Annotated in this window: 16 protein-coding genes; 7 read left to right on the top strand and 9 right to left on the bottom strand. The window is 60.9% G+C overall.

Going from position 1 to position 16344, the window contains the following annotated elements; translation table 11 throughout:
- Positions 1 to 22 precede the first annotated feature (22 nt).
- The 6 genes from HGI47_RS10610 to ffh all read right to left on the bottom strand — a co-directional run bounded on the left by HGI47_RS10610 (position 23) and on the right by ffh (position 5989).
- Positions 23 to 2281, bottom strand: a complete 2259-nt coding sequence (locus HGI47_RS10610) for a DPP IV N-terminal domain-containing protein (RefSeq protein ID WP_168852740.1) — start codon at positions 2279 to 2281, stop codon at positions 23 to 25.
- A 156-nt stretch (positions 2282 to 2437) separates the two neighbouring features.
- Entirely contained in the window at positions 2438 to 2806 is a 369-nt protein-coding gene (rplS, locus tag HGI47_RS10605; protein WP_011445066.1) for a 50S ribosomal protein L19, read from the bottom strand.
- Positions 2807 to 2808: 2 nt separating this feature from the next.
- Complete coding sequence (gene trmD, locus HGI47_RS10600; RefSeq protein WP_168852739.1) at positions 2809 to 3549, bottom strand: tRNA (guanosine(37)-N1)-methyltransferase TrmD; 741 nt, start codon at positions 3547 to 3549, stop codon at positions 2809 to 2811.
- Complete coding sequence (rimM, locus tag HGI47_RS10595) at positions 3546 to 4034, bottom strand: ribosome maturation factor RimM (protein WP_206066120.1); 489 nt, start codon at positions 4032 to 4034, stop codon at positions 3546 to 3548. The genes trmD and rimM overlap by 4 nt, the downstream gene beginning before the upstream one ends.
- 2 nt (positions 4035 to 4036) lie before the next feature.
- A complete protein-coding gene (gene rpsP, locus HGI47_RS10590; protein ID WP_168852738.1) occupies positions 4037 to 4468 on the bottom strand; it encodes a 30S ribosomal protein S16 in 432 nt (143 codons plus the stop codon).
- A 45-nt stretch (positions 4469 to 4513) separates the two neighbouring features.
- Positions 4514 to 5989, bottom strand: a complete 1476-nt coding sequence (ffh, locus tag HGI47_RS10585) for a signal recognition particle protein (RefSeq protein ID WP_168852737.1) — start codon at positions 5987 to 5989, stop codon at positions 4514 to 4516.
- 340 nt (positions 5990 to 6329) lie between these two features.
- On the opposite strand from ffh, the gene HGI47_RS10580 reads away from it, so the two are divergent.
- The 7 genes from HGI47_RS10580 to HGI47_RS10550 all read left to right on the top strand — a co-directional run bounded on the left by HGI47_RS10580 (position 6330) and on the right by HGI47_RS10550 (position 12851).
- Positions 6330 to 7991: a bifunctional diguanylate cyclase/phosphodiesterase gene (locus tag HGI47_RS10580; RefSeq protein WP_168852736.1), complete on the top strand. Its 1662-nt coding sequence runs from the start codon at positions 6330 to 6332 to the stop codon at positions 7989 to 7991.
- 50 nt (positions 7992 to 8041) lie between these two features.
- The gene (gene dapF, locus HGI47_RS10575; protein ID WP_168852735.1) at positions 8042 to 8851 is read left to right on the top strand and encodes a diaminopimelate epimerase; all 810 of its coding nucleotides are present in this window, start codon (positions 8042 to 8044) and stop codon (positions 8849 to 8851) included.
- Positions 8848 to 10131, top strand: coding sequence for a MiaB/RimO family radical SAM methylthiotransferase (locus tag HGI47_RS10570; protein ID WP_168852734.1), 1284 nt, complete (start codon positions 8848 to 8850; stop codon positions 10129 to 10131). The genes dapF and HGI47_RS10570 overlap by 4 nt, the downstream gene beginning before the upstream one ends.
- Positions 10128 to 11054 (top strand): signal recognition particle-docking protein FtsY, encoded by a 927-nt coding sequence (gene ftsY, locus HGI47_RS10565; RefSeq protein WP_168852733.1) that lies wholly within the window; start codon positions 10128 to 10130, stop codon positions 11052 to 11054. The genes HGI47_RS10570 and ftsY overlap by 4 nt, the downstream gene beginning before the upstream one ends.
- A complete protein-coding gene (locus tag HGI47_RS10560; RefSeq protein ID WP_168852732.1) occupies positions 11051 to 11710 on the top strand; it encodes an inner membrane-spanning protein YciB in 660 nt (219 codons plus the stop codon). The genes ftsY and HGI47_RS10560 overlap by 4 nt, the downstream gene beginning before the upstream one ends.
- Before the next feature lie 121 nt (positions 11711 to 11831).
- Complete coding sequence (locus HGI47_RS10555; protein WP_168852731.1) at positions 11832 to 12404, top strand: urate hydroxylase PuuD; 573 nt, start codon at positions 11832 to 11834, stop codon at positions 12402 to 12404.
- A 141-nt stretch (positions 12405 to 12545) separates the two neighbouring features.
- The gene (locus HGI47_RS10550) at positions 12546 to 12851 is read left to right on the top strand and encodes a hypothetical protein (protein ID WP_168852730.1); all 306 of its coding nucleotides are present in this window, start codon (positions 12546 to 12548) and stop codon (positions 12849 to 12851) included.
- Between the two features lie 56 nt (positions 12852 to 12907).
- Here HGI47_RS10550 and HGI47_RS10545 read toward each other — a convergent pair whose 3' ends face one another.
- From HGI47_RS10545 to HGI47_RS10535, 3 genes are all read right to left on the bottom strand, one after another.
- Positions 12908 to 13258, bottom strand: coding sequence for a response regulator (locus tag HGI47_RS10545; protein WP_168852729.1), 351 nt, complete (start codon positions 13256 to 13258; stop codon positions 12908 to 12910).
- Positions 13258 to 14238: a sensor histidine kinase gene (locus HGI47_RS10540; protein WP_168852728.1), complete on the bottom strand. Its 981-nt coding sequence runs from the start codon at positions 14236 to 14238 to the stop codon at positions 13258 to 13260. Before HGI47_RS10540 ends, HGI47_RS10545 begins: the two co-directional genes overlap by 1 nt.
- Positions 14239 to 14354: 116 nt before the next feature.
- Positions 14355 to 16298: a potassium transporter Kup gene (locus HGI47_RS10535; RefSeq protein WP_240950126.1), complete on the bottom strand. Its 1944-nt coding sequence runs from the start codon at positions 16296 to 16298 to the stop codon at positions 14355 to 14357.
- Between the last annotated feature and the right edge of the window lie 46 nt (positions 16299 to 16344).

Raw genomic sequence — 16344 nt, 5'->3', positions numbered from 1 at the left:
GATTAAGAACTGGGGTTCGGTCCTACTTCCCGCTCCCTGCCCCGTTACGATCAAGGAAACCGAAAATCGTCTCATACAAATGCTGGCTCACCTTCGGCCCGCTGATGCGGTGGGTGTAGCCGGGATAGAGCATCATCTCGAACGGCACCGCCTCGCCCTGCATTTTGGCGATGATCGCGCTGGCATTCTCGAACACCACATTGTCATCCGCCATGCCATGAATGATCAGCAACGGATCGCTGATCTTGCCAGTATCGGCCAGCGCGTTCGCCTTCTCATAGACCTGTGGCAACTTATTGGGATCACCCAGATAACGCTCGGTATAAGTGGTGTCATAAAGCTGCCACTTCGTCACCGGAGCCACCGCGATCCCTGCCGCATAGGCACCCGGATTGGCTTCCAGCATCTTGATCGACATATACCCGCCATAGGACCAGCCGAACGTGCTGATCTTTTCGACATCGACGAACGTCTGCTTTTTCAGCCACATCGCGCCCGCAAGCTGGTCTTCCACTTCGACCGCCCCCATCGCATGATGCAGCGCCGAGGCGAACTTCACGCCCCGGTTTTCTGACCCGCGATTATCGATGGCGAAGTAGATGTACCCCTTGTCGACAATCGCCTGCGCCAGCGCCCCCTGAAAGCCCTTGGCCACCACCTGCGACGTAGGCCCACCATAGTGGTACGTGAACACCGGATACTTCTTCCCCGGCTCCAGAGGCGGCGTAATCATCATGTAGTGCAGCGGTGTGCCGTCCGCAGCCGGGATTGTGCCGAACTGCGCCGGGCGATGGCTGGCAAGGTAGGGCGCATAAGGATGCGCGCCCGCCACCTTGTTCTCCTCGATCCAGGCCAGCCGCTTGCCGCCTGTGTCCGCGATATAGGACTGTGCAGGCTGCGCATCCGACGCGCGCGAGATCATCAGCGTCTGGCCCGTGCGGTCCATAGAAGCGCTGTTGACCCAGCCGAGTTCGGTGATCCGCGTCAGCTTACCGGGTGCCTTCAGGTCCATCGCATAGACCTGCTGCGCCAGCACATCGTCCTTGGTGGCGGTCAGGTAGAGCTTGCCACCTTTCTCATCCACGCCGACCAGCCCCGTGACCACCCAGTCACCTTTGGTCAACTGGCTCCACTTGTCACCTTTCAAACGGTAGAGATGCCCGAACCCATCGCGCTGTGACCACCAGATCAGGCTGCCGTCGCTGAGGAACCGATAGCTGTCCGACAGATCGATCCAGTGCTTTTCCGCCGCCTTTTCGGTGAACATCACGCTGGCCTTGCCCGTGGCCGGATCGACCTTGAGCATGTCCAGCACCGTCTGTTCGCGGTTCATCCGCTGCACATAAAGCGCCTTGCCATCTGGCGCCCAGTCCACGCGCGCCAGATAAATGTCCTTGTCCGCCCCCAGATCAACCTGCACCCGGTTCGATCCGTCCGGCCCCATCACCCACAGCGAAACTTCGGCATTGGGCGTGCCCGCCGCCGGGTAGCGCTGCTGATACGTCCGCGTATCCTCAGCGCCGATGGCCGTGCGCGTCACCACGCCAACCATGCTTTCGTCAAAGCGCTCCACCGCAATGCGCTTTTCATCGGGTGACCACCAGAACCCGTTGAAGCGGTTCATTTCCTCCTGCGCCACAAACTCGGCCTCGCCCCAGTGGACGTCAACGTTCGCCTCCTCAGGCGTGATCGCCTGCGCCGCAGCGCCCGTCACCGGCCCGGCCCACAGCCGCCGGTCGCGCACATAGGCGATATGCTCGCCCTTCGGCCCCAGCTTGGGCGTCAGTTCGCCGCCCTTGGTGCCTTCAACCTTGCGCACCGAACCATCCAGCCCGGCAAGGAACAGTTCGCCATCCACCGGCACCAGCACCGACTTGCCATCGGCAGCCCATTCATAGGAAACGATACCCTTCAGATCGCCAATCCGCTGCCGCTCGCGCTGCATCTTCTCGGCTTCCGAAAGCTGCCGCCCGGATGAAAGCTTGAGCGAATCCACCAGCATCTTCCATTCGCTGGTCTGCCGGTCAAAGCCCCACAAGTCGTACCGCTCACGGTCATCCCCACGGTTCTTCAGCAGCGTCAGATAACGGCCATCAGGCGAAAGCTTCACCGCGCGCGGCGCTGGCCCGTTCAGGCCGGGACTGGCGAAAACGCGCTCGAAAGTCAGCGCGGCGGCATCGACAGGCGCATTCGCAGTCATCTGGGTTCCCTGTTGGGCAAGCGCTGGCGTAGTGACAATAGGAGTCAGCGCGCAGGCGGCGAGCAGGCGGAAGTGGCGCATGATGTTTCGGTATCCTCTGGCCCGTGCCGTGGCCGGGCATATTCGCAATGCCCCTTGGGTGGCCCGAAATGGTTGCGTATGAAAGCAAAAAAGGCGCCCCGGCTCTGAGCCAGGACGCCTTTTGAACACGTTACCGGTGTTGCGGCGTTGGTCGGCTCAGGCCTTGGTGACCTTACGCTCAGCAATACGCGCCGATTTACCGGTGCGGCCACGAAGATAGTAGAGCTTCGCACGACGCACGACACCACGGCGCACCACGGTAATCGAATCGATGTTGGGCGAATAGAGCGGGAACACGCGCTCCACGCCTTCACCGAACGAAATCTTGCGAACGGTGAAGTTCGAGCCGAGGCCACGGTTCGAACGCGCGATGCACACGCCTTCGTAGGCCTGAACGCGGGTGCGTTCGCCTTCAACCACGCGCACGCCGACGCGGACGGTGTCGCCTGCGCGGAAGTCCGGAATTTCCTTCTTCGCCTTGAATTCGGCGATGGCTTCAGCTTCAAGCTGCTGAATCAGGTTCATTTTCAATCGTCCTGCACTTCACGCTGCGCGCCAGAGGCAGACTGGACCCGAACGCCGATGTGGCGCTCCCAAAGGTCCGGCCTGCGTAACCGTGTATCGTCTTCCGAACGACGTTTCCGCCATTCCGCGATTTTCGCATGATCCCCCGATCGCAGCACTTCAGGAATCGTGCGCCCTTCCCACTCTTGGGGTCGGGTATAGTGCGGGTATTCAAGGAGGCCGTTCTCAAACGACTCCTCATGCCCGCTAGAAGCCGCGCCCATTACGCCGGGAAGCAACCGAATGCAAGCGTCGAGCAGCATCAAAGCCGCACATTCGCCGCCGGACAAAACAATATCACCGACCGAGACTTCCTCGACGTCGCGGCCTTCGAAAATGCGCTCGTCAAAACCCTCAAATCGACCGCAAACCACGATCACGCCCGGCCCCTCGGCAAGCTCCCGCACCCGCTCCTGCGTCAGCGGCTTGCCCCGTGGTGTCATGGCAATCACCGGGCAACCGGGATGGCTTTCCCGCGCATGGTCGATAGCCTTGGCAAGAACATCCACCCGCAAAACCATCCCCGCCCCGCCGCCTGCCGGCGTGTCATCAACGGTCTTGTGCTTGTCGATGGCAAAGTCCCGAATCTGCACCGCATCCATCGCCCAAGCGCCTTCACGCAACGCGCGCCCGGCAAGGCTGACGCCCAGCGGGCCGGGGAACATCTCAGGGTATAGCGTGAGAACGGTAGCAGCGAAGGTCATTGATCGACCCACCCCGCCTCAATCACAATCCGCTCATCATCCCATTCCGGCACTGCTTGTGCCTTCATCGGCACCATGAACTTCTTGCCGTCGGGTTTGCGGATCTCGATCACGTCGCCCGCGCCGAAGTTCTCCACGCCGACGCATTCGCCAATCGCCTCGCCCTCGGTCGAGACTGCGGGCAGGCCGATCAGGTCGGCATGGTAATATTCGCCTTCGGCCAGCGCGGGCAGCGAGGATCTTGGCACGGTCAGCGCCGTGCCGCGCAGCTTTTCCGCCGCCGTGCGATCAGTCACTTCGGCAAAGCGGGCAATCGCCCCGCCCTTGCCGTCATCCTTCAGCTTCACGACCGTCAGCGTGGAATCGCAGAAGGCGCGGTAGCTCTTGAGAGCCACCACGCCTTCCCCGAACAGTTTCAGGCGGACCTCGCCCGTCACCCCATGTGCGCCAATGATGGCGGCGAGCGTGACAGGCCGGTCGCGCAAGATCAGGCTTCCGTCTGCTCTTCAGCAGCAGCTTCAGCAGCCGGAGCTTCTTCAGCGGCCGGAGCCGCCGATGCAGCAGCAGCGGCTTCTGCAGCTTCACGAGCCTTCTCGGCCTTTTCCTCGGCGCGTTCCTTGGCCTTGGCACCGGGTTCGGCCTTCTGCGGGTTGTTGGTCGCAGCGCGTTCCTTGATCCCGGCCTTGTCGAGCATACGGGCAACGCGGTCGGTCGGCTGAGCGCCAACGCCCAGCCAGTAGCGCACGCGGTCTTCGACCAGACGCACGCGGTTTTCGTCATCCTTGGCGAGCAGCGGGTTGTAGGTGCCGACCTGTTCCAGATACTTGCCATCGCGCGGGGCGCGGCTGTTGGAAACGACAACCTTGTAGTACGGGCGCTTCTTCGAACCACCACGCGAAAGACGCATCGAAACGGACATGTGAACTACCTTTCAATCAAAACTGGAAACTGGAAAAACCGAAACTCATTTCTTCTTGAGCAGATCGCCGAGATTGCCCGGCAAACCGCCTGAACCCAAGCCGGGCAATCCGCCCATGCCGCCACCACCAAGACCACCCGGCCCCATCTGCTGGTCCAGCCCCGGCATCGCAGCACCAAGGCCACCCTTGCCGAACAGCGCACCAAGACCCTTGAGGCCGCCCATCTTCTTGATCTGCTTCATGGCCTTGGCCATTTCCTGATGCATTTTCAGAAGCTTGTTCACGTCCTGCACTTGCGTGCCGGAACCCTTGGCCACACGGATCTTGCGCTTGGCGTTGAGCAGTTCAGGGCGCTCGCGTTCCTTGGGCGTCATCGATCCGATGATGGCGTCCATGCGCAGCAGCACCTTGTCGTCCATGCCAGACTGCGCCATCGCAGCCTTGGCCTTTTTCATGCCCGGCATCATGCCCGCAAGCGCACCAAGCCCGCCCATGTTCTGCATCTGGCGCAACTGGGTGCGCAGATCGTTCATGTCGAACTGCCCCTTGGCCATGCGCTGCGCCAGCTTTTCGGCGTCTTCAGCCTGAATCGTTGCCGCCGCCTTTTCGACGATGGACACGATATCGCCCATGCCAAGAATACGGCCAGCCACGCGCTCAGGATGGAACGGCTCCATCGCGTCGAGCTTTTCGCCGGTGCCCGCAAACTTGATCGGCTTGCCGGTAACAGCCCGCATCGAAAGCGCCGCACCGCCGCGCGCGTCGCCGTCCATGCGGGTCAGCACAACGCCGGTCAGGTCCACTTCGCCCGCGAACGACTGCGCGACGTTGACCGCGTCCTGCCCGGTAAGGGAATCGACGACGAGCAGCGTTTCCTTGGGGGTAGAGACGGCAGCAACCGCCTTCATCTCGTCCATCAGGGCCGCATCGACGTGCAGACGGCCTGCCGTATCGAGCAGCAGCACATCCACCGCTTGCAACTTTGCCGCGTTCACCGCGCGCGTAGCGATATCCACCGGCATCTGCCCGGCGATGATCGGCAGTGTGGCAACGCCGGCCTGTTCGCCCAGCACGCGAAGCTGCTCCTGCGCCGCCGGACGATTGACGTCCAGCGATGCCATCAGCACCTTCTTGCCCTGCTTTTCCTTCAGCAACTTGGCGATCTTGGCGGTGCTGGTCGTCTTGCCCGAGCCCTGCAGGCCGACCATCATGATCACCACCGGCGGGGCAGCGTTCAGATCAAGCTCGGCAGTTCCGCCACCCAGCATTTCAACGAGTGCATCGTTGACGATCTTGACGACCTGCTGGCCGGGCGTGACCGATTTGAGCACCGACTGGCCAACAGCCTGCTCCGAAACGGATTCAATAAATCGACGCACGACAGGCAGCGCAACGTCCGCTTCCAGCAGCGCGATACGCACTTCGCGCATTGCGGCCAGAACGTCTTCCTCACGCAGCGCGCCGCGGCCACGCAGGCGGTCAAACACGCCTCCAAGCCGGTCTGAAAGACTATCGAACACGCCCAATTCCCATCGCCATGCCCTTGAAAGAATGCCATTTTCGCGTAACGCGAAAAACGCCGGTGGGCGAAACCTCGCCGACCAGCGTGTGGCATCCTGAACAGGGGCCGTTGTAAGAACGCAAAAGGCCATGCCTCTCGCTGCGCCGCCCATAGCCCCGGTCGCATTCAAACACAAGCATTTGCTGCGTGGGCCATCGTGCCGGCCCGGTGCAAAGGTAATCTTAACCAAAACTTCAGGACGTTCACCTAGGTGTCAGTAGGACGGTTAGCGCCGTTTAAAAGGGGTTCCCGTAGATCGGGAAGGCAGGACGGAAGCAGGGGTTATGGCATCGACGCCAATGGCAATTGAGCCAATTGAAACGGAACTTGGAGCCGAAGCGGCGGACAAGCCCGTACATGATATCGTAGGTCTTGGCATTATCGTGGCGGCAGTGCTGCTGTTCGTTGCCAATGGCTCTACGGTCCTCACCGACTTCCTCCGCTCAGTCATTAATGGCACGCCCCCGCGCGAACCGATGCTCAGCGTTGCGCTCATCCTCAACATCGCGCTGCTGCTGTTTGGCTGGCGTCGTTACGTCGATCTCACCAAAGAAGTCGGTCAGCGCCGCCAAGCGGAAGAAACGGCGCACCGCCTTGCTCACACCGATCCGCTCACCGGTTGCCTCAACCGCCGCAGCATCGGCCCCGCTCTCGAAGAGATGATCGCCACTGCGCGGACTACAGGGCACGAAGTCGTCGTCATGATGATGGATCTCGATAACTTCAAACGCTCGAACGACGCGCATGGCCATCAGGCTGGGGATGCCGTGCTGTTGCAGACCGCACACCGCATTGGTGAAATTCTTCCCGACCGTTCGGTCATGGCCCGGCTTGGAGGCGATGAATTCGCCTTTGCGGCTATCTACGATCCCGATCACGTCGATGCCATTGATCGGCTCATGGCCCGGATCAGCGCCGCCATTGCGCGGCCGATCGAACTCGAAGGCGTGGTCCTTGATGTCACGGCATCGTTTGGCCTCGCTACATCCGCCGAAAAAGCCAATGGCGCTTCGGAAGATATCGCAGCCAAGCTCATGCACCGGGCCGATCTTGCAATGTATCAGGCCAAGAAATCCGGTCGCAACCGCTATTGCTGGTTCGAACAGAGCATGGAAAGCGAGTTGCGTTTCCGCAGCGAACTGGAACGCGGCATCCGTGATGGTATTCCGAAGGGCGAATTCGTGCCCTTCTACGAAAAGCAGGTCGATCTCGATACCGGCGAACTCACCGGTTTCGAAATGCTCGCCCGCTGGAAATGCCCGAAGCACGGCCTGCTTTCGCCCGAAATCTTCATTCCGATTGCCGAAGAAATTGGCCTGATTTCAGAACTGTCGGAAAGTCTGATCCGTCAAGCATTGCAGGACGCCCGCGAATGGGATCCACGCCTGACACTCTCGGTCAACATCTCGCCCCTACAGTTGCGTGACCCGTGGTTTGCACAAAAGTTGCTCAAGCTCCTAGTAGAAGCCAACTTTCCACCGCACCGGCTGGATATCGAGATCACCGAGACCTGCCTGCACGAAAACATCGGCGTGGTGCGCACACTGATCACCAGCCTCAAGAATCAGGGCATCCGCATCAGCCTTGACGATTTCGGCACAGGCTATTCCTCGCTGGCGCAGCTTCGCACCCTGCCCTTTGACCAGATCAAGATCGACCGCTTCTTCGTATCGAATCTTGGCAAGAACAAGGATAGCGACACGATCATCGAAGCGATCTCCTCGCTCGGCAAAGGGCTCAACCTGCCGATCACGGCCGAGGGCATCGAAAACACGCAAGTTCTTGATGAACTGCGAAAGTATGGATCGTTCAAGGGGCAAGGCTTTCTTTATGGCCAGCCCTCGGATGCAGACAGCGTGCGTGCCATTCTGGCCGAACACAACCTGCTGCCCGCCGCGCCGACGCAGGAAGCGCCAGCCTCTCTCGATCAGCCGCAACCGCCGCGCGCCGCTTCGGCCTGATGTCAGACCAAATGTTGCCTTGAGGCGCAGCACCCCCTAAGTCGCGCCTCATGCGCATTCCCTTTCGCAAAATGCACGGCCTCGGCAACGATTTCGTGGTGATCGACGCCCGCGAAGTGCCGGTTCCAATGTCCGCCCGCCGCGCCGCCGCGCTGGCGGATCGGCGCACCGGTGTGGGCTGCGATCAGTTGATCGTGCTCGAACCGTCGGGCCTTGCCGATGTGAAGATGCGCATCTTCAACAATGACGGCAGCGAGGTTGAGGCTTGCGGCAACGCCAGCCGCGCCGTTGGCCTGCTGCTCGGCGGCACGCAAAGCATTGAAACGCTTGGTGGATTGATCCGCTCGGAAGCGCGCGATAGCGGCATCTCGGTCGATATGGGCGCGCCCCGCTTTGGCTGGGATGAAATCCCGCTGGCCTATGCGATGGATACGCTGGAAATGCCGGTTGGCTGGGAGGATCTGGAAAACCCGGTAGGCGTCAATGTCGGCAATCCGCACACCATCTTCTTCGTGCCTGATACCGATGCGGTTGATCTTTCCCGGCTTGGCCCAGTGATCGAATGCGATCCGCTTTTTCCCAATAAGATCAACGTCAACGTCGCCAGTCTGGTCGGCCCTGACCATCTCAAGCTGCGCGTGTGGGAACGCGGCGCGGGCCTGACGCAGGCCTGCGGCACCGGCGCCTGCGCCACCGCCGTCGCCGCGATCCGCCGCAAGCTGACCGGGCGCACCGTGCGCGTGGATTTGCCCGGCGGGCCGTTGACGATAACCTGGCCAGAAAATGGCAGCATCGATATGACCGGCCCTGCGACGTTGAGCTTCGAAGGCGCGTTCGAGGATGCCGATTTCCCGGCATGACTGCTGAAGTCGTCTCGCTCGGCTGCCGCCTGAATATCGCCGAAAGCGAAGCAATCCGGGGGTTTCTGGCCGATGCCCCGCCCACCGTGGTGGTCAATTCCTGCGCGGTGACCGCCGAAGCCGTGCGCCAATCGCGCCGTGCCGTGCGCAAGCTGCGGCGCGATCATCCCGATGCGCGTCTGGTGGTAACGGGTTGCGCCGCGACGATTGAGGCCGATGCCTTTGCCGCGATGCCGGAAGTCGATGCGGTGGTTTCCAATACGGTAAAGCTTCTTGAACAAAGCTGGCTCCCCCGCGAAGGCGGGGGCCTCGGTGTTGTTACAAACGACCTGACGCCCCCGCCTTCGCGGGGGAGCGATCAGGGTGCTGCGGAGCGTCGGCGTGTTGGATTGCACACGCGCGCTTTCGTTCCCGTGCAGAACGGGTGCGATCATGCCTGCACGTTCTGCATCATCCCGCAAGGGCGCGGAAAAAGCGTTTCCTTGCCGATAGTTGATGTGCTTTCTGCGGTCGAAAACGCGATAATCCTGAACAGCACCAAGATGCACCTAGATGCACCTAGCGCGCGTCCAGGTGTCAATGAGGTCGTTCTGACTGGCGTTGATGTGACGTCATGGGGCGCAGACCTTCCGGGCGATCCAAAGCTGGGCGATCTTGTCGCAGCGATCCTCGAAAAGTTCCCCGCCCTGCCCCGCCTCCGCCTCTCGTCGCTCGATGGCGTGGAAATCGATCCGCTGCTGTTCGATCTGATCACCGGCGAAAGGCGCGTGATGCCGCACATCCACCTTTCGTTGCAATCGGGCAGCGATATGGTGCTCAAGCGCATGAAAAGGCGGCATTCCCGCGCGCAGGCCATCGATCTTGTGCAGCGCATGAAAGCCCTGCGCCCCGATATCGCCATCGGCGCAGACCTGATCGCTGGTTTCCCCACCGAAACCGCTGAAATGCATCAGGAAAATGTCTCCATCGTGCGGGAATGCGGCATCGTTCACGGCCACATTTTCCCCTACTCCCCCCGCCCCGGCACCCCAGCAGCGCGGATGCCGCAAGTCGATCCGGTGCGGGTGCGCGAACGCGCCGCCGAAGTTCGCGCCGCCGTGGCAGCCGAACGCGCCCGCTGGTTGGCCTCGCTGATCGGAAAACCCGCAGAAATCCTTGCGGAGCGCGACGGAACCGGCCATGCGCCGCACTTTGCGAGCTACCGTGTACCGCCGGACTTGGCACCGGGCAGCCTTGTTAGCCTGACGCCGACCAAGATTGTCGAAGGAATACTGGAATGAGTGGCGAAAGCTGGTCCGACCGCCTGCTGGGAGGTTTTCGCAAGACTTCTGAACGGCTTGCCGAGAATCTCGGCGGCATCGTCGGCGCATCGCGGCTGACCGAAGCGCAGCTTGATGATATCGAAGACGCGCTGATCCTCTCAGACCTTGGCCCGCGCGCTGCCGCACGCATCCGCGAGAAGCTGAAAGGCGCGCGGTTCGAGAACGGCGTGGACGAGCAGGGCCTGAAGGAAGCGGTGGCCGAGGAAATAGCCGCGATCCTGCGCCCCGTGGCCAAACCGTTGGAAATCGTGGCTTTCCCGCGCCCGCAGGTGATCCTTGTGATCGGCGTCAACGGATCGGGCAAGACGACAACCATCGCCAAGCTGGCGCACCTGTTTCAGGAGCAGGACTACGGCGTGATGCTGGCAGCGGGCGATACCTTCCGCGCCGCCGCCATCGGCCAGTTAAAAGTCTGGGCTGACAGGCTGGGCGTTCCCATCGTGACCGGGCCGGAAGGCGGCGACCCTGCGGCTATCGTGTTCGACGCGGTGAAATCCGCGACCGACACCGGGATCGACACGCTGATCGTCGACACTGCCGGACGGTTGCAGAACAAGCGCGAGTTGATGGACGAACTGGCCAAAGTGCGCCGCGTGCTGGGCCGACTGAACCCCGAAGCGCCGCATGACGTGGTGCTGGTGCTGGACGCCACTAACGGGCAGAACGCCTTGCAGCAGATCGAGATTTTCAAGGAAGTGGCGGGTGTGACCGGCCTGATCATGACCAAGCTGGACGGCACAGCGCGTGGCGGCGTGCTGGTGGCGGCTGCTGAACAGTATGGCCTGCCGATCCATGCCATTGGCGTGGGCGAAAAGATCGACGATCTGCGCCCCTTCGATCCCGATCTGGTCGCCAAGGTCATCGCGGGAGTGTTCCGGTGAGCGAGCCTAAGCCCAAGCCCAAATCATCGTGGGTCAACCTGCTGGTCGACTACGGCCCGCTGCTGGTGTTTTTCCTCGCCTATCGCTACTTCAAGCCCACCGGGGCCGACGCCGGGCTAGCCGAAGTGGTAGCGGTGACCAAGGGCACGGCAGCCTTCATGGTGGCGACCGTGGCCGCGCTGATCATTTCGAAGCTGCGGCTTGGCAAGATTTCCCCGATGCTGTGGCTTTCGACCGTGCTGATCCTCGGCTTCGGGACCTTGACCGTGCTGCTGGGCGATCCGTTCTGGATTCAGGTGAAGCCGACCGCAATCTATCTTCTGTTTGCAGGCGTGCTGTTTGCAGGTCTTGCCAAGGGCAAGCCGATGCTACGTTATCTGCTGGAGGCTGCATTCGATGGGCTGAGCGATGAAGGGTGGCTCAAGCTGTCGCGCAACTGGGCATTTTTCTTCCTGTTCCTTGCCGCGCTTAACGAAGTTTTGCGCTACTTCTTCAATACCGCAAACGGCAATTTCGATATCTGGTTGCAGGCCAAGCTCTGGGGTGTGACGACGCTTTCGTTCCTGTTCACGTTTGCGCAGATTCCGATGTTGCTGAAACACGGACTGGCGGTGGACGATCAGACCGAGGTCGAGAAGAACCCGCCGCACGATTGATGCGGGTTCGCCTGTCCCATTTTCGTGTGACATTTGCGCAACCGTGCTTAATATGCGCCCAACCGTGGGCGTTACGGTTGTGCGCCCAGTGATATAAGCGGTTCAAATAGGGGGAAATCTCATGGCCAAGTTCTTTGGCAATCTTCATCTCGTGCTGGTGGTGGGCTTTGTCGCGGCCATCGCGGTGATGATCAGCTTTGGTGCATCCGCTCCGGTTGATGCCAACTCTGTGCTGCGCTGGCTACACATCTTCTTTGGCATCGTGTGGATCGGCCTGCTCTATTACCTGAACTTCGTACAGGTGCCGACCATGCCGAAAATTCCCGCCGAACAGAAAGGCGCAATCACCGGGCACATCGCGCCGAAGGTGTTCTTCTTCTTCCGTTATGGCGCACTGCTGACCGTGCTGACCGGCCTCGGCATCGCGGTGGTTTCGGGCTATGCCCATCAGGCGATGACCTTCACCGGTGAAGGCAACGTCAACCTGATCGGCCTTGGCATGTGGCTGGCGCTGATCATGGCGTTCAACGTGTGGTTCATCATCTGGCCCGCCCAGAAGAAGATCCTCGGCATCGTGGAAGCAACGGCTGAAGAAAAGGCTGCTGCGGCTCCGCGCGCGCTTTATGCCAGCCGCACCAATACGCTGCTGTCGCTGCCGATGCTCTATGCAATGGTGAGCGCGAACCTCGGCTGATAGCTTCAGGCTAAAAAAGGGCGCAGTGTCTGCGGGCGCTGCGCCCTTTTTTGCTTTTGTCATGGGATATTAATGCGAAGCCGTGCGTTGCCCCCTCAACCCGTGACGCGGGTGACCAATCGAAGGGGAGTGATCCACCACATGCGCAAGTTTACCCTGATCGCCGCTGCTGCGGCCAGTGCCCTCGCCCTGTCGGCCTGTTCGGAAAAGACGCAGGAAGCCGCTGAAACCACCGCTGAATCGGCAGGTAATGACGTGGCCAATGCCGCTGACAAGGCTGCTGCCGCGACCGACGAACTGGGCGACAAGGCTGCCAAGGCTGTGGACGACGCCGCTGCCAAAACCGATGAAATGGCGGACAAGGCTGCTGCCGGTGCCAAGCAGGAAGCTGCCGAAGCCGAAGCCAGCCTGCACAATGAATCGGTTGCCGAGGCAAAGAAGGACTGAGTTCGGTTTTGTTGCGCCGTCGCTCCGCGACACAATGGGACGGCGGCGCAACCTGATCAGGCAGCAAAAAAGGCGCCAAGCTTGTCCAGCAAATGCCCAGAAACATAGGGTTTGCCGAGGATCGGGCGATCATTGAATGGCGCCTCTACCGAACCATATCCCGTTGCGATGACGAAAGGAATGCCGTGTTCTGTGAGCGCGGCGGCTATTGGCAGGCTGGGTTCACCAGCAAGATTCCAGTCTAGCACCACAGCATCAATTCCGCCGCTGGAGACAGCTTCCATCGCTTCCTTGACCCGCCCGACCGGGCCGAGCGGAACAGCGCCGGCATCTTCCAGCACATCGCACAGCATCGCGGCGACGATGAATTCATCCTCTACCACAAGGATGCGCTTGCCTTCGATCATCACTCCGCCCCCGCCCGTAGATTTTCCGCGCACACCGCACCCGGAACGGTGATCCGGCACCGCAGCCCCGCCGGGTCATAATCAAGGCTTACCGAACCGCCCAATTGCCGGGGAACCGCATCGGACACAAGCCTTGATCCAAACCCTTTCCGCGTCGGCTTGTTAACTTCGGGACCACCGCTTTCCTGCCAATCGATGATCACATGGCCATTATGGTCCATCGTCCAGGTGACCGAGACGCTGCCGGCGACAGCCGAAAGTGCGCCATATTTCATCGCGTTGGTCGCCAGTTCGTGCAGCACCATGACCAACGACACCGTAGCGCTGGAGGGCAGCAGCACGTCTGGCCCACCCACATGCAGGCGCATATCGTCACGCGCGAAGATCAGCAGGCCCTGACGGACGATTTCAGCCAGCGCCGCACCGGTCCAATTGGTGCGGCTGAGCGCATCGTGCGCGCCCGATAGGGCAGCAAGGCGGTCATTGAACTTGGCCACGGGTTGCGCGGCAAGGCCTGCGCCACGGAACGACTGGTGCGCCATAGCCTGAACCACCATCAACGTGTTCTTCACGCGGTGGTTGAGTTCGCCCACCAGCAGTTGCATTTGTTCTTCAAGCTGCTTGCGTTCGGTAATGTCGATCCCGGTGGACTGCGCCACCAGCCAGCGGCCCTGATCATCGAATTCCAGTGCATGGTTGCGCCAGAGTATCCAGCGTGTGCCGCCTGCCGTTTCAAAACGGTTTTCGATGGTGAGTTCGGGCGCTTCGGGCGTCAACCGATTCAACATGTCCGAAACATGGCCGTGGTCTTCGTTTGTAACGAATTTCCACAGGTTACGACCAGTCAGTTCCTCAGGATCTTTGTCCAGCGTACGCGCATAGGCGCGATTGACGAAGAGAATCGTTCCATCTTCGCGATAGCGGCAGACCATTTCCAATTGAGCATCAAGAATTTCGCGCAGAAGCGCTTTATCAGACATTGTTATGCGCCGATCCCGCCAATCCCAACGCTACACTATCCCATTTTGCGGCCAATCCAAGTCTTTACCCGCAAAAGCGGGACGAACCGATGGGAGAGAATAGCTTCAACAATGGATCATATCTTTAGCTGACTGCCCAATTCTACCACGCGATTAGTGGGGAGGCGGAAGAATTCCATTGCGCTGGCCGCGTTTCGCAACATCCACGCAAACAGCTTTTCACGCCAAAGCGCCATGCCCGGCTTGTCAGACGGAATAAGCGTCTGGCGTGAGAGGAAGAAACTGGTCTTCATCATGTTGAACGGTTCGCCGCACATGTTGACGCTCTTGAGCGCGGCGGGAACGTCTGTTTCCTCAAGGAAGCCGAAGCGCAGGGTCAGACGGTAGAAGCCGTTGCTGTAATCCTTGACCGACGAGCGTTCGCCTTCATCGACATAGGGCACGTCCTCGATCGATACCGTCAGGATCACGACCCGTTCGTGCAGCACCTTGTTGTGCTTGATATTGTGCAGGAGGGCCGAAGGCACGCCCGCAGCGGTAGACGCCATGAAGATGGCGGTGCCCGGCACGCGCGCGGCACTGGAATGGGCGGACTTGGTGAAGACTTCCAGCGGGATGGTGCCTTCGGCCATGTTCGCGCGCATCAGCGCACGCCCGCGCGACCAGGTGGTGAGCAGCGTGAAGATCGCCACGCCCATGACCAGCGGCACCCAGCCGCCATCGGGGATCTTGGTGAGATTGGCACCAAGGTAGGCCGCATCGATCGCGAAGAACAGCGCGAGCATGGCGATGGCGGCAGGCGCCTTCCACTGCCACAGCTTGAACAGCACGACCGCGAGCAGGAAATTGTCGATAAGCATCGCACCGGTCACCGCGATACCATAGGCGGCGGTGAGGTTGGACGACCGCTGGAACACCAGCACGAGCAGGATGACCGCGATCATCAGCGCCCAGTTGATCACAGGGATGTAGATCTGGCCCGCAGCGGTGGACGTGTGCTTGATCGTCATGCGCGGGATGAAGCCGAGCTGGATCGCCTGCTGCGTGACCGAGAACGCGCCGGAAATCACCGCCTGCGAGGCGATAACGGCGGCGGCAGACGCAATGAACAGCAGCGGCCACTGGAACCATTCGGGCGCAAGGAAATAGAACGGGCTTTCAAGCGCCGCCGGATTGCGGATCAGCAGCGAGGCTTGGCCCAGATAGTTGAGCACCAGCGCAGGCAGCACAAAGACCAGCCACGATACGCGGATCGGGCGACGGCCGAAGTGGCCCATATCGGCATAGAGCGCCTCTGCGCCCGTTACGGCCAGCACCGCCGCGCCCATTGCCAGAAAGCCCCGGAACGGGTCGGCAATGAACATCGTGATTGCATAGTGCGGACTGAGCGCGGCAACGACCTGCGGATACTGGGCGATGCTGATGCCGCCAAGCACCGCAATGGTGGCGAAATAAAGCAGCATGATCGGGCCGAAGAACGCCGCAACCTTTTCCGTGCCGCGGCTCTGGATAAAGAACAGGCCGATTAGGATGGTGACGACGAGCGGCACGATCATGCCCTGCATCGACGGGCGGTAGACCGCCACACCTTCGATCGCGCCCATGACCGAAACGGCAGGCGTGATCATCGAATCGCCATAGAACAGCGCGGTGGCAAAGACGCCGAGCAGGATGATCCCCCTGCCCCAGCGCTTGCCATCGGTGTGCTGGTTGATCAACGCCAGCAGCGCGAGGCTGCCGCCTTCGCCCTTGTTATCGGCGCGCATGATGACTGTGACGTATTTGAACGTCACGATGATCATCATCGACCAGAACATCAGGCTGATGATGCCGTAGACATGCAGCATATCGAGCGGGAGTGGATGGTGCCCTGCAAAAGTATCGCGCAAGGCATAAAGCGGACTGGTGCCGATATCGCCAAAGACGACGCCGATGGCACCTACAGCCAGCTTCAGCAGCGGATCGCGGGAATGACCGTGGCCTCCTGCATCATGCTCATGCGAGGCATGGCCGGTGCTTTGCTCCGACAGGGGCGCAGGCGTGGATTCGGCATTAGTCATGGCAGCGGTGCCCCCGGCCTTTCAGCCCTGTTCCATTCCCCCGAAA

Source organism: Novosphingobium sp. ERN07 (assembly GCF_012641335.1).
Lineage (GTDB): Bacteria > Pseudomonadota > Alphaproteobacteria > Sphingomonadales > Sphingomonadaceae > Novosphingobium.
Note: the sequence above shows the minus strand (reverse complement) of the source record. Positions and strands in the feature narration are given on the sequence as shown.